Raw genomic sequence first — 19,179 nt, forward strand, 5'->3', positions numbered from 1 at the left:
TCCTCCGTTATTTATTAAATTCACTTGATTGATACCATTTTGGAATATAGGATGAAAATTGATTATGATCTTCTAAAATTTGGTTCAATATTTCCTTCATATTATCTACTAAATGCGGCGTGCTTCGGTTTGTCCATACGATATCAGCTGGGAATGTCATTGCTGCATATAATGAGTACAGTTTCCAAAAATGAAGTGATGGTTCCCCTCCGCAATAACCATGGACTTGTCCAACCGCAAATGGTTTGCTTATTCTTGTAGTAAAAATCGCTACGTTATAAAAATCGTGTATAGGATCGCCAAAATCATATCCACCAAAATCGATAACGATAAATTCCTTATTATGAATCATACTATTTGCTGGATGGAAGTCATCGTGTAAAAATGTGATTGGACGATTTTTTAATAAGTCTTTATGATTGTCTACAAAGGTTAATACTGGCTTCAAATCTAGAAAATTCACTTCGTAATTTGCTAATGCCTCTATGTATCTTTCGTATTTATTCCATCTAGATGTTTTCCATTTATTACTTGCACTTTCTTTTTCTATCGAGTGAATCCTCTTTAATACTTCTCCTGCTTTTCTTCCTGCATGATACTGTTCTTCCGCCGATAGCTTACTTAAGCCCTCTTCACCATTTACACCTTGGACCCATTCAAATACTTGAACACATTTATTTAATTCCTCAAGTTTTATGAAATGAATTAACTTCGGCGTTGGAATATGTAATAACTCTAATTGTTTCATATACGTATATTCTTCTTGTTTACGTTCAAAATAAACAGCATCACATACTTTTACAAAATATGTTACTCTATTTTCTAATTTTATTTTATATTTCTCTTCATGTGAAAAACCTTTTGAAATAGCTGTACACTTTACAATACGAGGCCATTCTAGTTTTCTCTCTATCTCTCTAAGTATTTCTTCCAAAGCGTTCACCTCTATCAATATATGTACAAACTACCTAACACTTCATACTCTCGTTTATTTTCCCCTTTAAATTCTACTGCAAATGGATATTCACCATAATTCTTTATGTATTCTTGTACTAGACCTTCTCCAATCGGTTCACAAAACTGTACTTGAATGTCACCAAACGATACACTTTGACACTCCGCATTCCATTCTTCATTTTTCATGACTGGAGTTGCAGTTAGCTCCATGACTGCTTTCCATTTCCATGCTGTTTCTCGAACATTTTTTACTGCGTAATGGATTGTTTCAATTTGTTGTACTTTGTTTTTATGTTCCGTGATTGTTCCAATGTTACGTAAATCTTTTCTTCTTTCTTCATCTGTTTCATTCCACTGTATAAAGAAAGGTAATTTCGGCCCATTCTCTTCTTGCTTTACAAATAACATTTTCCATTCTAAAAGGCGGCCATCTTTTCTCATACGTTTCCCTTCAAATGGTCCTATTGTTTGTAAACCGTATTTACTAAACTTATCTGCTAATTCTTCAATGGTATCTGTTCGAATTGCGATTTGCAGCATCCCTTCACCATCTTGTAATTTCACTACCGTTTCTTGTACTAACGGATTTTCTGCTTCTTTCGCTTTTTCTTCATGTTGAACTGCTAAAAATTCTATGTATGATAAATCAAAATAACTTAAACTATTCCAAGTACCCCAAGTAGTATGCTCTCCGCCTAGTGCCGTATGAAATCCAAGTTCCTGCATTTGTTTTGACGCTTCCTCCGGTGTGCCATGAACTGCGTGAACGAGATGATCAAATCGTAACATGTCTTTCTCCCCTTTCTCTCCATCCTTTTATTGTATATTTTATTTTTCTTTCATTCAATTCAAAAAACTTTAAAACCTAGTTGATTTATACGATTAATATGTATTATAATGAAACAAATTTCAATATTGCTGATTGGAAAAACCAAAGGCACTTTTCTCACACGGGAAAAGTGCCTTTTTCATTTACTATTACAGGGGGATTTTTTATGCAGAAATTAATTGTCTTTGCTATTATTGGATTTTTCGCTCAATTGATCGATGGAGCGCTTGGAATGGCGTACGGGGTAACGTCTACCTCACTTTTACTAATGTTTGGTATCGCACCGGCTGTAGCTTCCGCATCTGTTCATTTAGCTGAAGTTGTTACAACCGCCGCTTCTGGTGCATCTCACCTCAAATTTGGGAACGTTGATAAATACACCGTTTCCAGGCTTACATTACCAGGAGCAATTGGTGCATTTGTTGGCGCATGTTTTTTAAGTAATTTACCTGGCGATGTCATTAAACCGTACATTTCCTTATTTTTATTTACTTTAGGAGTTTATATTTTATTGCGATTCATTATTCAAAAACAGATTGTTACTTCAAATAAACGTATGTCAGCTAAACAACTTGTGCCACTTGGCTTATTCGCTGGATTCGTTGATTCAACTGGTGGCGGTGGCTGGGGACCGATTACGACACCTGTTCTTCTAGCAAGAGGAAATGAAGCGAGAAAAGTTATTGGATCTGTAGATACGAGTGAATTTCCTGTTTCACTCGCTGCAACAATTGGCTTCTTCATCTCACTTGGCTGGGAACAAGTAAGCTGGGTTTGGGTATTTGCGTTAATGCTTGGTGGTATTGTCGCAGCTCCAATTGCTGCATGGCTAGTACGCATCGTACCATCTCATTTACTTGGCGTATTAGTTGGTGGTCTTATTATCTTTACGAATATACGTACACTACTTACTACTTTTAAAGTGGATCCAACTATTATTTCACTTTCTTACGTGGTAATTGGTCTTGTCGTTATTATTTCTATTTTCATTGCTGTTCGCAATCATTCCAATCGTTCTAACACATCAACAGCCCAATATCCGAATGATCAAAAACAGATGCTACCTTAATTACTAAAAAACCGCTCAACTTACTTCGAGCGGTTTTTTTCTATTTTCCAATTCATCATTGTTTCTGTCGAATCTACTCTTTTCATATGTAACTTCTCTAACACACGAATCGAACCATAATTATCAAGGAGCGTCTCTGCAATAATCGTTTCTACCTCTCCTGTCTGAAAAGCCCAATCTATTAGTTCTTGTACAGCTTCTGTCGCATACCCTTTATTCCAGTATTTCTCAATAAATCCGTAACCAACTTCTACTGTATGTTCCTCATTTGGTTTCCCTTTAAAACCTATATCACCTAGAACGATGTCATCTTCTTTTCGAATGACATACCACGCGCCCCAAGGTAATAAATCCTTATCCTGTTTTACATTTTCTACATGCCCTACAATATGTGGGCCACTATTATATCCTTGCTCGTTAGCAACGTGAATACTCTCTTCTGTACACGGCACTATATAGAGCCTTTCTGTTTCTAATTTCATTTTGATTTCCCCTTTTTTACTTACACGTTACTCTAATTATATCAAAAAATATGACCTGATTATGAATGTCGAATTATATTTTCTGAATTTTCTTTTAATTTTTGAAGGGTTTTTCAATATTTTTTGCGAAACATTTGTATAACAATTTTTTCTTTGCTTATTGTTACATAATAGTAGGTTCGGGTGGAGTTTTGCAAGCGTTTCCTATACAATAACCGATATTTTTTGATTTTTTCCTACAAAATATCTTGCAATATATTCAGAAACTCATTACAATTGCCATATATTAAAAATCTTAGCAATATATCAAATCCTCATCAATCCGATGAGGTAGAGGTTGCGACTTTTAAGAGTAAAACGGACGAGACACAGAGAAAGTCACCGACTCCGTTTGAAAGGAAAAGTTGCCGAAGTTTATATTTCTTCTCTGGAAATATGAGCTGGGGCTGTCTCCGAAAGGAACAGAACTGTCACGTTTACAAAATTACCGTGTAAACGTGGGGTGCTATCTTAACGGAAGGGTATGATGGGGTGGTTATTTGTGAAACGTTCCGCCAAATTCCTTTGGCGGTTTTTTGTATTTTTCTCCCCCGCTCCTTCCTATCTTACAAGAAAAGGAGTGTTGAACATGAATAGCGCAACGAATCAAGCTACCTCTAAAACAGAAGCTACAAAAGGAAAAGGTGAATTAAGACGCGGTCTAAAATCAAGGCACCTTACGATGATTTCTCTCGGCGGTACAATTGGTACCGGACTATTTCTTGCCAGCGGTGGTGTCATCCATTCAGCTGGACCTGGCGGTGCATTAATTGCATACGCCGCAATTGGAATTATGGTTTACTTTTTAATGACAAGCTTAGCTGAACTCGCAGCTTACATGCCTGTTACTGGATCTTTTAGCACGTACGCAACAAAATTTGTTGATCCATCACTTGGCTTTGCACTTGGATGGAACTATTGGTATAACTGGGCCATTACGATTGCTGCTGAACTAGCTGCAGTAACATTAATTATGAAATTTTGGTTTCCTGATACCCCTTCTCTTATTTGGAGCGGATTATGTTTAGCTATTATTTTCCTTTTAAACTACTTATCTGTTAAAGGGTTTGGTGAATCTGAATATTGGTTCGCACTTATTAAAGTAGCTACAATTATTATCTTTTTAATTGTAGGGTTTATGATGATTTTCGGAATTATGGGCGGCGAAACGGTTGGATTTAAAAACTTCACTGTTGCAGATGCACCATTTAATGGCGGCATCATGGCAATTATCGGTGTATTTATGGCAGCTGGTTTCTCATTCCAAGGTACTGAATTATTAGGTGTAGCTGCTGGTGAAACATCTGATCCAGAGCGTAATATTCCAAAAGCAATTCGTTCGATCTTTTGGCGTATCCTTTTATTCTATATCCTTGCGATTCTCGTTATCGGTTTATTAATTCCTTATACAACTGAAAGTCTTGCCGCAAGTGATGTAACAGTAAGTCCATTTACACTTATTTTTGAAAAAGCGGGCGTTGCCTTCGCTGCTTCTGTTATGAACGCTGTTATTTTAACGGCAGTACTATCTGCTGGTAACTCTGGTATGTATGCATCAACTCGTATGCTTTGGGATTTAGCTCGCCAAGGGAAAGCACCGAAGTTTCTTGGTAAATTAGATAGCCGCGGCGTACCTGTTAACGCATTAATCGTAACATCGATTGTCGGTAGTATCGCTTTCATTGCTTCTTTATTCGGTGACGGTGTTGTATACATTTGGTTATTAAATGCATCAGGAATGTCTGGCTTTATCGCATGGGTTGGAATCGCAATTAGTCATTACCGTTTCCGTAAAGCATATATCGCACAAGGAAAAGATTTAAATGACTTACCTTATAGAGCAAAATGGTTCCCATTCGGACCAATCTTCGCATTTGCACTTTGCGTCATCGTAATTTTAGGTCAAAACTACGGCGCATTTATGGGTGAATCAATCGATTGGAACGGCGTACTCGTTTCTTACATCGGTTTACCACTCTTCTTAGTACTTTGGTTAGGATACAAATTTACGAAAAAAACAAAAGTCATTCCACTTGATAAATGTGAACTGAAATAAAGGGAGACGAGCAAACAAATTTGTTTGCTCGTTTTTTATTGCAAACCTCTTTGCTTCCCTATTTCTTCTGTTTTTGCAATAATAAAGGAAATATAAATAAAGGTTGGGATACAATGAACATTCGCATTACTGATGAAGCAATAGCAGCTATACATAGATTAGAACGTGAAGATAAAAAAATCATTCGCATTAGAGGGACAATGACAAACTCTTGTAGTATTTTCGTTGATGTCGATTTAATTTGGGATACATATGTTGCAGATGATGTTGTATATGAAGATGCAGACCTTATCGTACAAATGGATTCATTTACGAAAGACTACACTGGTGATACGGTGAAGCTTGATTATAAAACGACAGGTTTTAGTATTACGACTCCGAGTGAGACTTTAGTTTATGGATTGTCGATTAAAAAATAAAAATGCTTTTAACTGACCACCGAGGTGAAAAAATGAGTAAATATGTTCCATTAAAATTTTTATTTAACGAAGAATTGGCAGAAAAAATGGCTGATTCTATTTGTAAACACGATCCTACTTTCTCTAAAAGAAACTTTGTGTCTTCCGTAACATGTAAAGTTGAAAATTTAGAGTTAAAGCAGCGTATTGAAGTAATGGCAGATGAATTACACAATGCTTTACAAAAAGATTTTAATGAAGCAATACATATATTACTGAAAACATTAGGACCAGAAAATACAACAGAAGTAGGCACATTTACAAACGGATATATGTACATGCCTATTGCAAAATACGTTGAAAAATATGGGCTTAACGATTTTGAAACCTCATTCAACGCCATGTATGAAATAACGAAAAGGAATACTGCTGAATATGCCATTCGGCCTTTTCTTCAAACATACCATGAAGACACACTAAACATATTACAAAAGTGGATTCATGATGAAAACAGTCACATTAGAAGATTAGTTTCTGAAGGTACGAGACCTAGACTTCCTTGGGCTAAAAAAATAGGAGCTCTGAAAGGTGACTTTCAGTACAATTTACAGCTTCTTGAGCCTTTAATGAATGACCCTTCTAAATATGTTCAAAAATCTGTAGCCAATCATATTAACGATATTACGAAAGAAGATAAAGAATTCGTTTTTCAATGGTTGCAGCAATTACGTGATAAACAGCATCCAGTTAATCCTTGGATTATAAAACATGGGTTACGAACGGTGATTAAAAATGGTACTTTACCAAAAGATTTTTGTTTTTGAGTATTTTAAACAAAAACGCGTATGCTTCAAAAATAAAGCATACGCATTTCTTTCTTTTAAATACAGCAATAACAAACGTATTTTTCCAACATTCCACTTCTTCAATGAAAGGTCTATAGCATTATTTCGATAAAGCTAAACCACCTACCATTGCTCATAAAATCTATCCCTATTCCATTTCTACTTGCTTCATATAATATTCCATCGCTTCATTAAGCCATTTTTGTTCATCTTCTGCGAAAGGCGAAGGTATCATATTTTCAAGTTCTTGCATATCCAGTTCTTCCACACTAGTATTAGCTAACTTTTGTATCAGATCCTCATTAAGAAATGAAAAAGACTCTTCAATATATTCCTTAATCATCTCTTGTACTTTCGAATCCTCGACTGGTTTACCATATAATTGCTTAACCTTTTTAGACAAGTGAATAAACGTTTTATCCAAAGCAATTTTATCTTCTTCTGATTTCTTTGATATTTCTTCCACGATATCCGTTAACTTATGGCGTTCCGTCCATTCTTTGTGTGTATGTTCAGTATTCATACCGTAAATAAGACTAAATAATACAGTACTATCTACCTCTTCTTCCTCTTCGACTAACTTCATTACTCTTTTAATTACTTGCATTGATTGCTCAATTTGTTCTTGTTCTCTTTCTAACACTTGCAAATGGAGAGACAAGCTTTCATTCAGATCAACGCTAAAGCTTGATTCATGTAACAAATTAGCGACTTTATCTAGACTATAGCCTAGAAATTTTAAACTTATAATTTTTTGTAAGGTTATAATATCTTGATATTTATAAATGCGGTGCCCTGAAGAAGGATTCTTTTCTGGTTGTAACAATCCAATTTCATCATAGTAATGCAAAGTAGGAATTGGTATGCCCGTTTTTTTCGAGAATTCTCCAATAGAAAACTTTTTATCCGTATTCATGTAAATCCCCCTATTAAAAATATAAATTCATTATAAAACCTAAAGTAACTAGAGGTTCAAGAGGATAATTCAAGAAAATTCAAAAACGTTAAAATTCATGTAATCAATACGTATTGCACTATTTCATTTAATGGCCCAATTATTGAAGAGCATAACCTTCCCTCACAAATTCAAAGGACTTTCACTTACTTATCCCGAATATATAAATAACCATTCTCACAAGGAGCGAATTTATATGAATCTATTCGAGCACGAAACGTAAAACCGCTTCTCTTTCATAAGAGGTCCTCCTTTTTCTTTTTTCATCATATCATTCATTGAAAAATAGGAGGACATAATTATGAAACGTAATCTATTATTTTTAACTTTATTAGAAAGTGCAAATACACATTTTAGCGGTTGGGATTTTTCTTTTATTTCAGAAACGGGCCGAATGAAGAGCGAGCCTTTATCATGGTCGTACGGTAGCACTGCTTATCAGCTTATGCAACGTGCTAAAGCAATGCTCGATATGGGTACTGGCGGCGGAGAGTTTTTATCTATGTTACAATCGTTCCCACCAACTATTTATGCGACTGAGGGTTATGCACCAAACTTGCCAATTGCTCGGAAGAAATTAGAACCTTTAGGGGTTACAGTTGTGGCAGTAATTGATGATACTGCTTTACCATTTCAAGATGAACAATTTGATTTCATTATGAATCAACATGAATCCTATTCTGCTTCTGAGGTAAATAGAATACTTTCTCCTAATGGAATATTTCTTACACAACAAGTTGGTGGTCTCGATTGTGCGGAACTAAATGAGCAGTTTAACGCACCGCTAAATAACGAATTTGCAAGTTGGTCTCTTGAAACAGCATGTAGTGAGTTAAAGGAAAATGGATTTACTATTTTAGAAGCAAAAGAAGAGTTTCCTTTCCAACGCTTTTACGACATTGGTGCTATTGTCTATTATTTAAAAGCAATTCCGTGGCAAATCCCTAATTTTACTGTCGAAAGGTATTATGAGGAATTATATCGTATACATAAAGTCATCTTACAAAAAGGATATTTTGATGTGACGCAACATCGTTTTCTGATTAAGGCGATTCGCAGTTAATCATGGAGCATATGAAAAAGAGATGGATCTACCATCTCTTTTTCCCCGTTTATTTTTAAAAATTTTGTGGTGGTTTCTAGATTGTTAAGTACGTCCACGTCTTGCAATCACATCAGCTAATGTAATAAGTTGCTCGTGCGTTATCTTTCCGGATACCTTTTCTTTTATAATTTTTTCCATTTCCTTTGTAACAGTCATGCCTTCTATTTCTAGACTCGCTTTGGCCGCCTCGAAAGCTTTATTTAGTTCTTCCTCGTTTTTGAATGTCATAATTTGAGTCACTCCCTTCAAATCATTTTTTTACTCTTTTAATACAAGAAAGGTAATATCATCCCATTTCCTCTCTAATTGTAAAGTAGTCTTTTCAATACTTCCTCCTGTTAACAAATCATATCCTTCAATCTCAGCTACCAATTGTTTCGTTTTACTCTTTGGATTCATATCTTTGTATAAGATGTATAACTTATTACCATGTACTTGTATATCCGAAATCCCTTTGTCCTCTCTAGCGATTTTTGTATCACTCTGCAGTGAATATGTACGTATGATATTCAAATTCTCATCTAACTCTTTTATTTTTTCATCATGATTTAAAACGTACACCTTATTATCATACACCTGCACTAAAACAGGTATGAATTGCTTGTCATTTAATACCGTTTCTTTTTCTACTACTTTAGTTTTCGGGTTTATCATCATTAATTTGGAAGGCAGCTTTTGATTTACATTATCACTTAATGCGAGTATTAGTTTATCTTTATACTTTTGAAAAATTACTTTTTGAGGAGTTGGTGCAAAATACACATTTTCATTAGGAATTTCAAATTCGTTTGTTTTTTTATTTGTGACCAAATCTATTTCTGAAATATATACTTTGTCTAGCGTTTGTGAAAATGCGTATATATGATTCTCAATAATATGCGCACCTTGAATCGTTCCCTTTAGTTCTACACTTTCTTGCCTTTTATCATTCTCTTTCCAATATACGAGTTCACTTGTATATCCTTTCTTTTCGTCTACCAGCCCAATGTTCACATCATAAAATTTATAACCTTGTTCTGCATGGATGAAATATGCCCCTGCGTTTACATCTTGTAATTGTTTCGGTCTACTGATTTCTTGCACCTTACCAGTCTTATCAATTGCATAATGATTGTTATTTCTATTTGATGAAAAGTAGTATCCCTTTTCATCTTTTGCATTGCTCATCATACTTTGACCATCTACTTCCATTTTACTAATCGTATTTCCTTTCTTATCATATGCATATATGTAACCACCATCTTTCATTGCATTTGAATAGGATACTAAATAGTCCGCTTGTTGAATGTTTTTAAGTTCTTTATCACTTTTAGAACAAGCTACCAAAAGGAACATCGTACATATAGCGATTATGGCCATTCTGAAACATATCATCACCTCGCATATATAATGAAAGCAATCAACATACAAATGCTAATTGCTCTTTGAAATATTTTATTAACTTGAGTATGAAAGAGTTTTTTTTTTACATATCGTGTGTTCGCATTATCATCTGTCAAAAATGAAGTTGTGTAATGAATAATATTCCCGTTATCGTACGTGAATATATGCTCTAACTTATTTTCTTCTGTTAATACTATTGGTAAGTATTTTGGTAAATTGCTAACTACACCTCTATTATCCTTATTTAATATCCAATCAATTTCTTTCCATTCTAATAATCCTTCCGTCGTACTTACTGGCGTGTCCATATGTACTCCATCTGGCAGGTCAGCAAGGAATACATACATTCCTTCAAGCCCCTGAGACTCGTCCTTACTTTTAAAAACGACATTCCCTTTATACGTTACACTTGGAAGATCTATGCCTGTTTCTTCAAGCGTTTCTCTAATTATTCCTTCATATGGCGTTTCATTATCTTCAATTTTTCCACCAACACCATTCCACATTCCCATATTTGGCTTTTTATTTCTATTCAATAAGAGTATTTTATTTCCTTTTCTAATGAAACAAATTGTGTACTTATACATACGTTTCTTTCCTTTCTTTTTCCCCTCATCTAAAAATTTAAACAGCATTTTGATTAGACTTGCTGCATAAAAAAATACTTATTATACAAACAACTGTTTTTTTTAATGAGGTATTTTGCTCATTTTTATTCAAAAACATTCTCCTTACAATCATATCTCACATAATATATTGTACAACTTTCGTTTCCAGAAAGGAGTGTTCAAAATCGATAACATAAGCAGCGAATTTTTAAAACAATTTTACGATAGTCGAGTCTGGTTATATGATACACATTGGCTTGGAGTCCCCATTCTCAAACTTCCTTCTGATCTTTTTTTGTATCAAGAAATGATTTACGAATTAAAACCCGATTTAATTATTGAATGTGGCACTTGTTATGGTGGTAGCGCACTGTATTTAGCTTCCATTTTAGATTTAATTGGAAAAGGTCATGTTCTTACTATTGATATATTTCCACAACCAAATCGTCCATCCCATGATCGTATTACGTATTTAACAGCTTCTTCTGTTTCAGTAACCGCTGTGCAAACAATATTAAGTATGCGCAAACCTGATGATGTGATTTTAGTTATTTTAGATTCAGATCATAGTAAAGAGCATGTAGCAAAAGAATTGTTGCTTTATAAATCTATCGTTACTAAAGGCAGTTATATTATAGTAGAAGATACATCTATTAATGGAAATCCTGTTTCTCCTGATTGGGGACCTGGCCCAATGGAAGCTGTTGAAGAGTTTTTAGCTACAAACAACAATTTCATAATCGATGAATCTAAGCATAAGTTTTTCATATCGTTTAACCCAAAAGGTTTTTTAAAGAAGATAAAGTGAAACGTTAATAAGTGGGGATAGAGAAACCCCCACTTATTCTATGATCTTCATTTTTGAAAAAGGATAATATACAAATTCCACTTTGCCTATTATATTATCTTCTTCAATATATCCTAAACCGTTTCGACTATCTCTACTAAGTTCACGATTATCTCCCATTACAAATAATTTATTTGGTGGGATTTTTGTCTTTTGAAAGTTATAAAACACTTGCGTATTATTGAATAAATCTTTATTTGTATACGGTTCTTCTTGTTTTTTATCATTCACATATACAGATCCATTCGTTATGTTAATTACGTCACCAGGAAGCCCTATTACTCGTTTTACATAATATTTTGACTCATCCTCTTCCTTTATAATGACAATTTCTCCATGCTCTAAATCAGAAAAGTGTACGGCTGCTTTATTTACAAATACGTAGTCTTCTTCATATAAAGTCGGTTGCATTGATTTCCCTTCCACTTTACATAAAGTAAAAGAATGATAGGCTATTACCAAAACAAACACGAAGAGTATGTATTTCCCCCAACCTCTTTTAATCTCCTGTTTCATATCCATTCCCACCTTATTCAAACGCTTTTTAAATCAAAAAATATATCACTGCACCATATGTCTCAATGCAGTGATATTATTTTTACTGGGCCTTGTTCGGCTGCTCTACTGGGACTGGATTTCCACCTGCTCTTTTCGCTTTCAATTCAAAATACGCATCCAAAATCTCTTTACCAATCGCGGAATTAATTCCTGATTTGTCATCATTTACCCATGGTACAACAACTGAAAAAGCTACTTCCGGATCAGCATCATACGGCGCATAACCGGCAAGAGTTAAATTATAACATTTTTTTCGATTATTGTTTTCATCTCTTCCAATTTCACTTTCTCCACCATACACAGTTTCAGCTGTCCCTGTTTTTCCAGCTGGTTTATACGGTAATCCTTTAAACGTTGCAGTACCTGTTCCGTCATTCTCTTGAAAAACCCTTCTAAATCCTTCTTTTACATGATTAATGTATGAAGTGTTCATATCCACTCGATTTAAAATAACTGGTTCAATAGATCGAATAACTTTTCCAACATCCTCTGGTCTATGTGGTTGTTCTCTCACTTCTTGCACAATTTGCGGTTTCATTCTGTAACCACCGTTTGCAATGGTTGAAATATATTGAGCAAGTTGAAGCGGCGTATATGTATCGTACTGTCCAATCGCATAATCAAGTAAAAAACCAGGTACGTTATCCGTTCTACCCATTTGACCAATCGATTCATTCGGCAAGTCAATACCAGTCGGTACACCTAAACCAAATTGTCTAAAATAGTAGCGCATTTTATTAAATGTCTCTTGTTTAATATCTAATGGATTGTTTGGCACATAATTTATACCTGCCATCTTTAATGCTGTATTAAACATATATACGTTTGATGAAACTTGTAAAGCTCTTAAATCATCAATATCACCAAAGTCTTTCCACGATTTCTTCGGCTTAGAGCTTCCTTTAAAATACATAGGTGCATCAAAGAAATGTGTATACGGCTTAATTGTGTCAGTTTGATAGCCGGCTAATAATGTAGCCCCTTTCACAGTTGACCCTAACTCATAAGAACTTGTCATCGTCCCTAAAGCATAGTCCTCTATTTGCATCCCGCCATCTTTATTTACAATTTTCTTTCCTGCCATCGATAAAATTTGACCGTTTTTCGGATTCATCATTACAACGAATGCACGATCCATCATCGGCTCTGCAGAATGAAATGCTCGTAAATTCTTTTCAAGACTTTCCTCTACTTTTTTCTGTAACTCCATATCTACTGTTAACATTAAATTATTTCCACTTTTTCCTTCGGTCACTTTTTCTGTCCGGATTATATTTCCTGCTTTATCTGTAATGCTTCTAGATTGCTCTTTCGTTCCATGTAATGCGTCTTCATATTGCTTTTCGATGTAACTCTTACCAATGCGGTCATTTCGGTTATAATCACGCACTAAATAATAATCTAATTGTTCCCTTGGCAATCCTTCATTTTCAGTAGAAACGCTACCAAGAATAGAACGAAGTATTTTATCATTTGGGTATTCACGTTCCCAGTCTACTGTCGTATCTACTCCGGGCAAGCTTGCCAATCTTTCACTTACGACTGCATATTCATTTTGACTTACATCTTTTTTAACGATTTGCGGCGTCATTTTATATCCCGCATTCATTTTGCTTTTAATAGCTAGTACTTCTAGGTCTTCTTTTGAAAGTTCGCTTAATTCTTCTTGTGTAATTCTTTCCCTACGTAACTCTTCCACTTTTTTATCTAATTCTTTTCCTTCTATCTCCTGCTTCCTAAATTTACTCTCATCTTCTTTCGTTACTTTTTCTGCTGCCCGCTTTTCATTTAACTGCATCCAAAAATCCTTTTTATCTGTTTCTGTTAACTTGTCTATATCCTCTGGCGACATTTCAATTAACTGGGCTAACTGTCTTGCTACTTGTAAAACTTCTTTCGAATCTACTCCTTTCATTTTCGTATATGTAACGGTTCGTAGTGGTTTATTATTTACAATCACCTGACCTTGTCGATCAAACATTTTCCCTCTAGGAACAGGTGTACTTACCGTTACATCTTCCTTTTTGTTCACTTCATTTCTATACGTTTCTCCATCAATGATTTGTACTTTACCTAATTGAATTATAATAGCTGAAAATAAAAGAAAGACGATAAAAAATAGTACATTTAACCGAAAAGGAATATGAGTCTTTTTCTTTTTCGATTGTTTCTTCTGCTCCTTTTTCTGTCTCATTTCGCTCCCTCGCTTCATTCTATTAACATTTCTACATGGAACCATTATGTATCAAATTTATTTATATGATATATATAGAATTTTATATTAATTATAAAAGAAATAAAAGATTTAATTTTCAGTTTTTTTATTTTACATCCTATTTATTACCATTCCCTTAATGCACAATAACATGAATATTATTCTAAAAGAAAAATGGTACAAATTTATTTTTATACCATTAGTTTACATTTATTTGTATACTAAAGAAATAAATTCATAAAAGACATTACTTAAGGAGAGAACGAAAATGACAGATTCATTTACAATACATACTAATGCGCCCCATTGTTTAAACTTTATGATTTATATTCAAAATATTTATCTCAACCAAAAAGAGAAAAAGGAAAATTTAAAATTTCCTTACATAGCAAGACAATTCAATTTTTCTACTAACTTTGAAGCAAATTTCAAAGAATTATGGCATTCACTTCGCAAACAAATGGCTAATGACAAGTATGATTCGCAAATTTTTTATGATGAAAACCATATCTTTTATGAGAATCTTTTTGATAATCATTTATGTAATAAAGAATTATTCAAAGAATTAATATGTAGTTTTAAAGTATGGTGGACTAGCATAGCAGGTCAGCTTTCATTAGAATGGTCTGTAAGTGATTTTAGTAGACAACTTTACGAAGACTTAGTTTTATATATAAAACAACACCAAATAAAACCTTTACAACAGCTACATATTAGCTTACTTTATGACGATTGTGTATTCGTTAAAAATAATACTACTTCTTACTCTGCTATTTTACCTACGAAACACTTTTTTATTAATTATAGAGATGTTGTTACTACATTATCGACATGTTTTCACGCTGCTTAGTATAACGATTACTCAAATAAAAAACTGAGGCGGATACCTCAGTTTTTTCGATAACTTATTTCCTTGAAGACAATCCGTCAACAAATTCACCAATCTTATTTTGAAAAACATAATCAAAGTTATATTCCTGTCCTGTTAACTCTTCATTTACTAAAATCGTTGTTGCTCCTACTTCCCTCTTTGCGATTTGCGGGAATGAAGCAACAGGTTGTACTTTGAGTGACGTCCCCATAACGATAAGCACATCTGTTTCATATAAACGTTTGACCGCATTTTGATATTGCGGCAACGTATCTCCGTATAAAACAACGTCTGGATTTAAAATGAAATTACACTTCTGACAGCGCGGCACTTCATGATCAATCATATACTGCAAATCATATCCCGTTTTACACTTCGGACAATGTGCAGTTTGCAGTGTGCCGTGTAAATCAATGACATGTTTACTACCACCTAATTGATGTAAACCGTCAATATTTTGCGTTAAAACCGTAATATCTTTTCCTTTTTCTTCTAATTCAGCTAAAAAGCGATGGCCACGATTTGGCTTATATTGATGAAACGTATTAATTTGAAATATTTCTTTATAATGCTTCCAAAATTCTTTCGGACTTCGGTTATAGTACCCTCTTGATAAGTACATCTCCACATTCGCATCAGCATACAATCCATTTGCTGAACGAAAATCTGGGATACCACTTTCCGTACTTGCACCAGCGCCTGTTAATACTGTCATTTTCTTCGCTTTTTCTAAAATTGAACGTACTTCTTCAAATTGTTGCACAACAATCACCTCTATGTATTTTCCTATACTATATTATACCAGCTGTTTACAGGAGGTGTCGTACAATTCATTCTACTTAATGCGTCGTGCCACCAACCTCTACAATATCCACCTCAACGGTCGTCGTTACCTCAACTGCCAACTCTATCCCTTTACGAATAGTAGAAAGTGACATACTCGGTTGCCCTGGATAATTACTCGCTTGCTCTGGTAAAAACGGAATATGAATAAATCCGCCTTTCATTTTTGTATCATGTTTTTCTAGTTCATGCATGAGACCATAGAATAAATGATTACAAACGAACGTACCTGCTGTTTGTGAAACGGAAGCCGGTATACCTTCTTCTTGAAGTTTTTTTACAATTGCTTTCATCGGAAGTGTAGACCAATAAGCAGCTGGTCCTTCTTCTACAACCGGTACATCTACCGGTTGGTTCCCTTCATTGTCAGCAATTCTTGCATCATCAATATTAATTGCGACACGCTCTATCGTAATATCTGGTCTACCCCCAGCTTGTCCAATGCATATAATAAATTCCGGTGCTAGTTCTTCTATATACTCTTTTAATACACTGATTGATTTATGAAATACAGTGGGTACTTGTTTACTAATAATCTTGTATTCTCCGATTGTTTTTTCATGCAAACTTTTTGCAACTTCCCAAGCTGGATTGATACTTTCTCCGCCGAACGGATCAAATCCTGTTAATAATACTATTTTCATAGTTTTCTCCTCCTAATTAGAAACGATATACTAGGCCGTACATGATAAACATATTTATGATGAAGATTGAAAGAGCGATTGGTACTTGCGCTTTAATAACGGCATTTTTATCTTTTAGTTCTAAAAGCATTGCCGGAACGATATTAAAGTTTGCTGCCATTGGCGTAAGTAGCGTTCCGCAATATCCCGCAAACATACCAAGCGCTGCCATAATCGCTGGGTTTCCGCCGTGCATTTGAACGATTAAAGGTAAACCAATTCCGCCAGTAATAACGGCAAACGCTGCGAAAGCATTTCCCATTACGACTGTGAAAAGCATCATTCCTAAACAGTACGCCATAACAGCAACGAACGGATACTCTGTCGGTAATACTTGTCCAACTAAATCTGAAACGACTTGTCCAACGCCAGATTTTGCGAAAATACCGCCAAGTGCCGCTAACATTTGTGGTAAAATAACAGCCCAGCCGACAGCTTGTAATAGTCTACTTCCTTCTTGCACAGGCGTTGTTATTTTTGATTTTGTAATACGCATCGCAGCAACGAACGCAAGTAATGCACCTAATGCTAATGCTACTAGCGTTACTTTATCTGGATCAACAAGGGAGACATTTCCCCATTTGATTTTCCCTAACGTTAACGTACCGATAATTGTAAAAATAGGAATTAATAGTGCAGGCATAAAGATTTTATTTTTTAATTTCTCCGCATGTTTCACACGTTCTTGTACTGGAACTTCTTTCTCCTCTGATTTTGTTACTTTATTTAGTGAAGCTAACACAACCATAGCGAGTACAATACAGCCAACGTAAAACGAAGGGATTACATTTCCGAATAAAAATGTAACTGCAAATAACGCCCAAAATAGACTAGAACCAAATCGATTTGGATGTTCACGATCGAATGCGATACGAACGGCGATAAAGGCAACGATTATACCTAATACATAGTAGATTGTATCCATTGTGATGATGTTCATTTTATATCGCCTCCTTCTCTTCTTTTTCTTTTGATGTCATCGTTTTTGCTATATATTTATCAAACCTTTTAAATCTAATCCAGCTTACGATAAGTGCAGATATTGCAGTTGGAATACCCCAAAGCGCCATATCCCATACTCCGACATGCATACCTACTGAATCAAAGAATCCTTTCATTAATAAAATAGCACCCGTTGCGATAAAAATGTCTTCTCCGAAAAACCAAGCTGTATTTTCCGCAGCTGCTGCATTTGCTTTAATCTTTTCTCTTAATTTTTCAGGGAGCTTACCGTATTTACCTTGCGCAGCCCCTTCTGCCATCGGTGCAACGAGTGGTCTTACTGTTTGTGCATGACCACCAATATTAAGCCCTAGTGCTGCTGATGATTCTCTTATCGTAAAATATGACATTAATACTCTTCCAGTTGTTGCACCTTTTGATTTCGTTATAAGTGCTTCTGCTCTTTCTTTCAAACCGTAACGCTCTAAAATTCCGATTACCGGTAAAGTTAGTATGATAGGCATAGACATATATCTATTTTCTATGAAAAATTTACCGAACATGCTAATGACATCATAAAAGCTTAATCCTGAAACCATACCAGTAACAATACCTGCAACCATAACGACTAAAAGTGTATTTAATCTAAATAAAAAGCCCACTGCAACTAGTAATATCCCGATTAATTTCACCAATTCCAACACTTCCCCACATTTTTTTATTTCGGTGCACAAATAGAAATACCATTATGTTCGAATGTTCTGTATATTCTTTTCGCAAATTGTACTGCTTTTTCTCCATCACCGTGTAAACAAATCGTCTGCGCCTGAACGGCTACTTTCTGGCCGTTCACCGAATTTACATAGCCTTCTTTCACCATTTGAAGCACTTGCTTTATCGCTTCTTCTTCATTTTTTATAAGCGCATTTTCTTCCGTACGACTCGTTAATGTTCCATCTTGCTTATACGTACGATCTGCGAAAGCTTCTTGTACGAGAGTTATATTGTATTTTTCTGCAGCCTGTATAAACGCCTCGCTATTTGCTAATCCGTAAAGTAATAGACTTGGATTTATATGATATATTGCCTTTGCAATTGCATCTGCAATTTCCGGATTAGTTGCCGCCATATTATATAGAGCACCGTGGGGTTTCACATGATGCATCTTCCCGCCAGCTGCTTTTACAAAACCGTCTAATGCACCAATTTGATATAGAACATAATCGTATACTTCACTTGCTGGAACGTTCATATTCCTTCTACCAAATCCAATTAAATCTGGAAATCCGGGGTGTGCCCCTATCGCAACGTTATGTTGCATTGCCTTTTCAACTGTTTGGCGCATAACGGACGGATCACCTGCATGAAAACCGCAAGCAACGTTTATTGAGGAAACGAACGGGAGAATTTCATCATCATTCCCCATTTTATAAGCGCCAAAACTTTCTCCTAAATCACAATTTAAATCAATTGTAGTCACACTGTTTCCCTCCT

Annotated in this window: 21 protein-coding genes and 1 riboswitch; of the genes, 7 read left to right on the forward strand and 14 right to left on the reverse strand. The window is 35.0% G+C overall.

What is annotated here, in order from left to right; all coding sequences use genetic code 11:
• Positions 1–7 precede the first annotated feature (7 nt).
• Together ACTFR9_RS07625 and ACTFR9_RS07630 are read right to left on the reverse strand one after the other, a co-directional pair.
• Positions 8–934 carry an aminoglycoside phosphotransferase family protein gene (locus tag ACTFR9_RS07625; protein ID WP_000391254.1) on the reverse strand — a complete coding sequence of 309 codons (927 nt, stop codon included), beginning with the start codon at positions 932–934 and terminating at the stop codon, positions 8–10.
• A 14-nt stretch (positions 935–948) separates the two neighbouring features.
• Positions 949–1,746, reverse strand: a complete 798-nt coding sequence (locus ACTFR9_RS07630) for a VOC family protein (RefSeq protein ID WP_000943359.1) — start codon at positions 1,744–1,746, stop codon at positions 949–951.
• Between the two features lie 206 nt (positions 1,747–1,952).
• Between ACTFR9_RS07630 and ACTFR9_RS07635 the strand changes: the two genes are divergently transcribed.
• Positions 1,953–2,855, forward strand: coding sequence for a sulfite exporter TauE/SafE family protein (locus ACTFR9_RS07635; protein ID WP_001170753.1), 903 nt, complete (start codon positions 1,953–1,955; stop codon positions 2,853–2,855).
• A gap of 20 nt (positions 2,856–2,875) precedes the next feature.
• Here the strand turns inward: ACTFR9_RS07635 and ACTFR9_RS07640 are convergent, their stop codons facing one another.
• Entirely contained in the window at positions 2,876–3,337 is a 462-nt protein-coding gene (locus ACTFR9_RS07640) for a GNAT family N-acetyltransferase (RefSeq protein ID WP_000764614.1), read from the reverse strand.
• Between the two features lie 323 nt (positions 3,338–3,660).
• Positions 3,661–3,853: riboswitch (Lysine riboswitch) on the forward strand.
• A gap of 112 nt (positions 3,854–3,965) precedes the next feature.
• On the opposite strand from ACTFR9_RS07640, the gene ACTFR9_RS07645 reads away from it, so the two are divergent.
• The 3 genes from ACTFR9_RS07645 to ACTFR9_RS07655 all read left to right on the forward strand — a co-directional run bounded on the left by ACTFR9_RS07645 (position 3,966) and on the right by ACTFR9_RS07655 (position 6,654).
• Entirely contained in the window at positions 3,966–5,432 is a 1,467-nt protein-coding gene (locus tag ACTFR9_RS07645; protein WP_001083374.1) for an amino acid permease, read from the forward strand.
• Positions 5,433–5,545: 113 nt separating this feature from the next.
• Positions 5,546–5,851, forward strand: a complete 306-nt coding sequence (locus tag ACTFR9_RS07650) for an iron-sulfur cluster biosynthesis family protein (protein WP_001026161.1) — start codon at positions 5,546–5,548, stop codon at positions 5,849–5,851.
• 32 nt (positions 5,852–5,883) lie between these two features.
• Entirely contained in the window at positions 5,884–6,654 is a 771-nt protein-coding gene (locus ACTFR9_RS07655; protein ID WP_000049974.1) for a DNA alkylation repair protein, read from the forward strand.
• A gap of 169 nt (positions 6,655–6,823) precedes the next feature.
• Here ACTFR9_RS07655 and ACTFR9_RS07660 read toward each other — a convergent pair whose 3' ends face one another.
• Positions 6,824–7,591 (reverse strand): MerR family transcriptional regulator, encoded by a 768-nt coding sequence (locus ACTFR9_RS07660; protein WP_001090706.1) that lies wholly within the window; start codon positions 7,589–7,591, stop codon positions 6,824–6,826.
• Positions 7,592–7,931: 340 nt separating this feature from the next.
• Here ACTFR9_RS07660 and ACTFR9_RS07665 point away from each other — a divergent pair, with 340 nt between their 5' ends.
• On the forward strand, positions 7,932–8,693 hold the full coding sequence (locus tag ACTFR9_RS07665) for a class I SAM-dependent methyltransferase (RefSeq protein WP_000828025.1): 762 nt from the start codon (positions 7,932–7,934) through the stop codon (positions 8,691–8,693).
• A gap of 84 nt (positions 8,694–8,777) precedes the next feature.
• Here the strand turns inward: ACTFR9_RS07665 and ACTFR9_RS07670 are convergent, their stop codons facing one another.
• The 3 genes from ACTFR9_RS07670 to ACTFR9_RS07680 are packed head-to-tail and all read right to left on the reverse strand — an operon-like array spanning position 8,778 to position 10,705.
• Complete coding sequence (locus tag ACTFR9_RS07670; protein ID WP_000143190.1) at positions 8,778–8,963, reverse strand: antitoxin VbhA family protein; 186 nt, start codon at positions 8,961–8,963, stop codon at positions 8,778–8,780.
• 30 nt (positions 8,964–8,993) lie between these two features.
• A complete protein-coding gene (locus ACTFR9_RS07675; protein WP_001997760.1) occupies positions 8,994–10,070 on the reverse strand; it encodes a hypothetical protein in 1,077 nt (358 codons plus the stop codon).
• A gap of 38 nt (positions 10,071–10,108) precedes the next feature.
• Complete coding sequence (locus ACTFR9_RS07680) at positions 10,109–10,705, reverse strand: NUDIX hydrolase (RefSeq protein ID WP_370648074.1); 597 nt, start codon at positions 10,703–10,705, stop codon at positions 10,109–10,111.
• Between the two features lie 196 nt (positions 10,706–10,901).
• On the opposite strand from ACTFR9_RS07680, the gene ACTFR9_RS07685 reads away from it, so the two are divergent.
• Positions 10,902–11,534: a cephalosporin hydroxylase family protein gene (locus ACTFR9_RS07685; RefSeq protein ID WP_003161750.1), complete on the forward strand. Its 633-nt coding sequence runs from the start codon at positions 10,902–10,904 to the stop codon at positions 11,532–11,534.
• A gap of 33 nt (positions 11,535–11,567) precedes the next feature.
• Here the strand turns inward: ACTFR9_RS07685 and lepB are convergent, their stop codons facing one another.
• Together lepB and ACTFR9_RS07695 are read right to left on the reverse strand one after the other, a co-directional pair.
• Positions 11,568–12,089, reverse strand: a complete 522-nt coding sequence (gene lepB, locus ACTFR9_RS07690) for a signal peptidase I (RefSeq protein ID WP_000806877.1) — start codon at positions 12,087–12,089, stop codon at positions 11,568–11,570.
• An 82-nt stretch (positions 12,090–12,171) separates the two neighbouring features.
• On the reverse strand, positions 12,172–14,325 hold the full coding sequence (locus ACTFR9_RS07695) for a peptidoglycan D,D-transpeptidase FtsI family protein (RefSeq protein ID WP_001249210.1): 2,154 nt from the start codon (positions 14,323–14,325) through the stop codon (positions 12,172–12,174).
• Between the two features lie 289 nt (positions 14,326–14,614).
• Here ACTFR9_RS07695 and ACTFR9_RS07700 point away from each other — a divergent pair, with 289 nt between their 5' ends.
• The gene (locus tag ACTFR9_RS07700; RefSeq protein WP_000132272.1) at positions 14,615–15,196 is read left to right on the forward strand and encodes a hypothetical protein; all 582 of its coding nucleotides are present in this window, start codon (positions 14,615–14,617) and stop codon (positions 15,194–15,196) included.
• Positions 15,197–15,251: 55 nt separating this feature from the next.
• On the opposite strand, the gene ACTFR9_RS07705 is transcribed toward ACTFR9_RS07700, so the two are convergent.
• The 5 genes from ACTFR9_RS07705 to pxpA all read right to left on the reverse strand — a co-directional run bounded on the left by ACTFR9_RS07705 (position 15,252) and on the right by pxpA (position 19,165).
• On the reverse strand, positions 15,252–15,980 hold the full coding sequence (locus ACTFR9_RS07705; RefSeq protein ID WP_001183813.1) for an NAD-dependent protein deacylase: 729 nt from the start codon (positions 15,978–15,980) through the stop codon (positions 15,252–15,254).
• A 76-nt stretch (positions 15,981–16,056) separates the two neighbouring features.
• Positions 16,057–16,704: a pyroglutamyl-peptidase I gene (gene pcp, locus ACTFR9_RS07710; RefSeq protein ID WP_000706748.1), complete on the reverse strand. Its 648-nt coding sequence runs from the start codon at positions 16,702–16,704 to the stop codon at positions 16,057–16,059.
• A gap of 16 nt (positions 16,705–16,720) precedes the next feature.
• Positions 16,721–17,683, reverse strand: coding sequence for a DUF979 domain-containing protein (locus tag ACTFR9_RS07715; protein ID WP_001021658.1), 963 nt, complete (start codon positions 17,681–17,683; stop codon positions 16,721–16,723).
• A gap of 1 nt (position 17,684) precedes the next feature.
• Positions 17,685–18,380: a DUF969 domain-containing protein gene (locus tag ACTFR9_RS07720; RefSeq protein WP_000239801.1), complete on the reverse strand. Its 696-nt coding sequence runs from the start codon at positions 18,378–18,380 to the stop codon at positions 17,685–17,687.
• 23 nt (positions 18,381–18,403) lie between these two features.
• Positions 18,404–19,165, reverse strand: a complete 762-nt coding sequence (gene pxpA / locus ACTFR9_RS07725) for a 5-oxoprolinase subunit PxpA (protein ID WP_000207334.1) — start codon at positions 19,163–19,165, stop codon at positions 18,404–18,406.
• Between the last annotated feature and the right edge of the window lie 14 nt (positions 19,166–19,179).

The organism is Bacillus cereus group sp. MYBK222-1, assembly GCF_051916425.1.
Lineage (GTDB): Bacteria > Bacillota > Bacilli > Bacillales > Bacillaceae_G > Bacillus_A > Bacillus_A paranthracis.

What these genes read in the sequence shown, in the direction of transcription:
- ACTFR9_RS07630 (WP_000943359.1), bottom strand. Translation starts at nt 1,746, where the DNA reads ATGTTACGATTTGATCATCTCGTTCACGCAGTTCATGGCACACCGGAG.
- pcp (WP_000706748.1), bottom strand. Translation starts at nt 16,704, where the DNA reads ATGAAAATAGTATTATTAACAGGATTTGATCCGTTCGGCGGAGAAAGT.
- ACTFR9_RS07635 (WP_001170753.1), top strand. Translation starts at nt 1,953, where the DNA reads ATGCAGAAATTAATTGTCTTTGCTATTATTGGATTTTTCGCTCAATTG.
- ACTFR9_RS07655 (WP_000049974.1), top strand. Translation starts at nt 5,884, where the DNA reads ATGAGTAAATATGTTCCATTAAAATTTTTATTTAACGAAGAATTGGCA.
- ACTFR9_RS07715 (WP_001021658.1), bottom strand. Translation starts at nt 17,683, where the DNA reads ATGAACATCATCACAATGGATACAATCTACTATGTATTAGGTATAATC.
- ACTFR9_RS07660 (WP_001090706.1), bottom strand. Translation starts at nt 7,591, where the DNA reads ATGAATACGGATAAAAAGTTTTCTATTGGAGAATTCTCGAAAAAAACG.
- ACTFR9_RS07640 (WP_000764614.1), bottom strand. Translation starts at nt 3,337, where the DNA reads ATGAAATTAGAAACAGAAAGGCTCTATATAGTGCCGTGTACAGAAGAG.
- ACTFR9_RS07645 (WP_001083374.1), top strand. Translation starts at nt 3,966, where the DNA reads ATGAATAGCGCAACGAATCAAGCTACCTCTAAAACAGAAGCTACAAAA.
- ACTFR9_RS07695 (WP_001249210.1), bottom strand. Translation starts at nt 14,325, where the DNA reads ATGAGACAGAAAAAGGAGCAGAAGAAACAATCGAAAAAGAAAAAGACT.
- ACTFR9_RS07675 (WP_001997760.1), bottom strand. Translation starts at nt 10,070, where the DNA reads ATGTTCCTTTTGGTAGCTTGTTCTAAAAGTGATAAAGAACTTAAAAAC.
- ACTFR9_RS07700 (WP_000132272.1), top strand. Translation starts at nt 14,615, where the DNA reads ATGACAGATTCATTTACAATACATACTAATGCGCCCCATTGTTTAAAC.
- ACTFR9_RS07665 (WP_000828025.1), top strand. Translation starts at nt 7,932, where the DNA reads ATGAAACGTAATCTATTATTTTTAACTTTATTAGAAAGTGCAAATACA.
- ACTFR9_RS07670 (WP_000143190.1), bottom strand. Translation starts at nt 8,963, where the DNA reads ATGACATTCAAAAACGAGGAAGAACTAAATAAAGCTTTCGAGGCGGCC.
- ACTFR9_RS07680 (WP_370648074.1), bottom strand. Translation starts at nt 10,705, where the DNA reads ATGTATAAGTACACAATTTGTTTCATTAGAAAAGGAAATAAAATACTC.
- ACTFR9_RS07650 (WP_001026161.1), top strand. Translation starts at nt 5,546, where the DNA reads ATGAACATTCGCATTACTGATGAAGCAATAGCAGCTATACATAGATTA.
- lepB (WP_000806877.1), bottom strand. Translation starts at nt 12,089, where the DNA reads ATGAAACAGGAGATTAAAAGAGGTTGGGGGAAATACATACTCTTCGTG.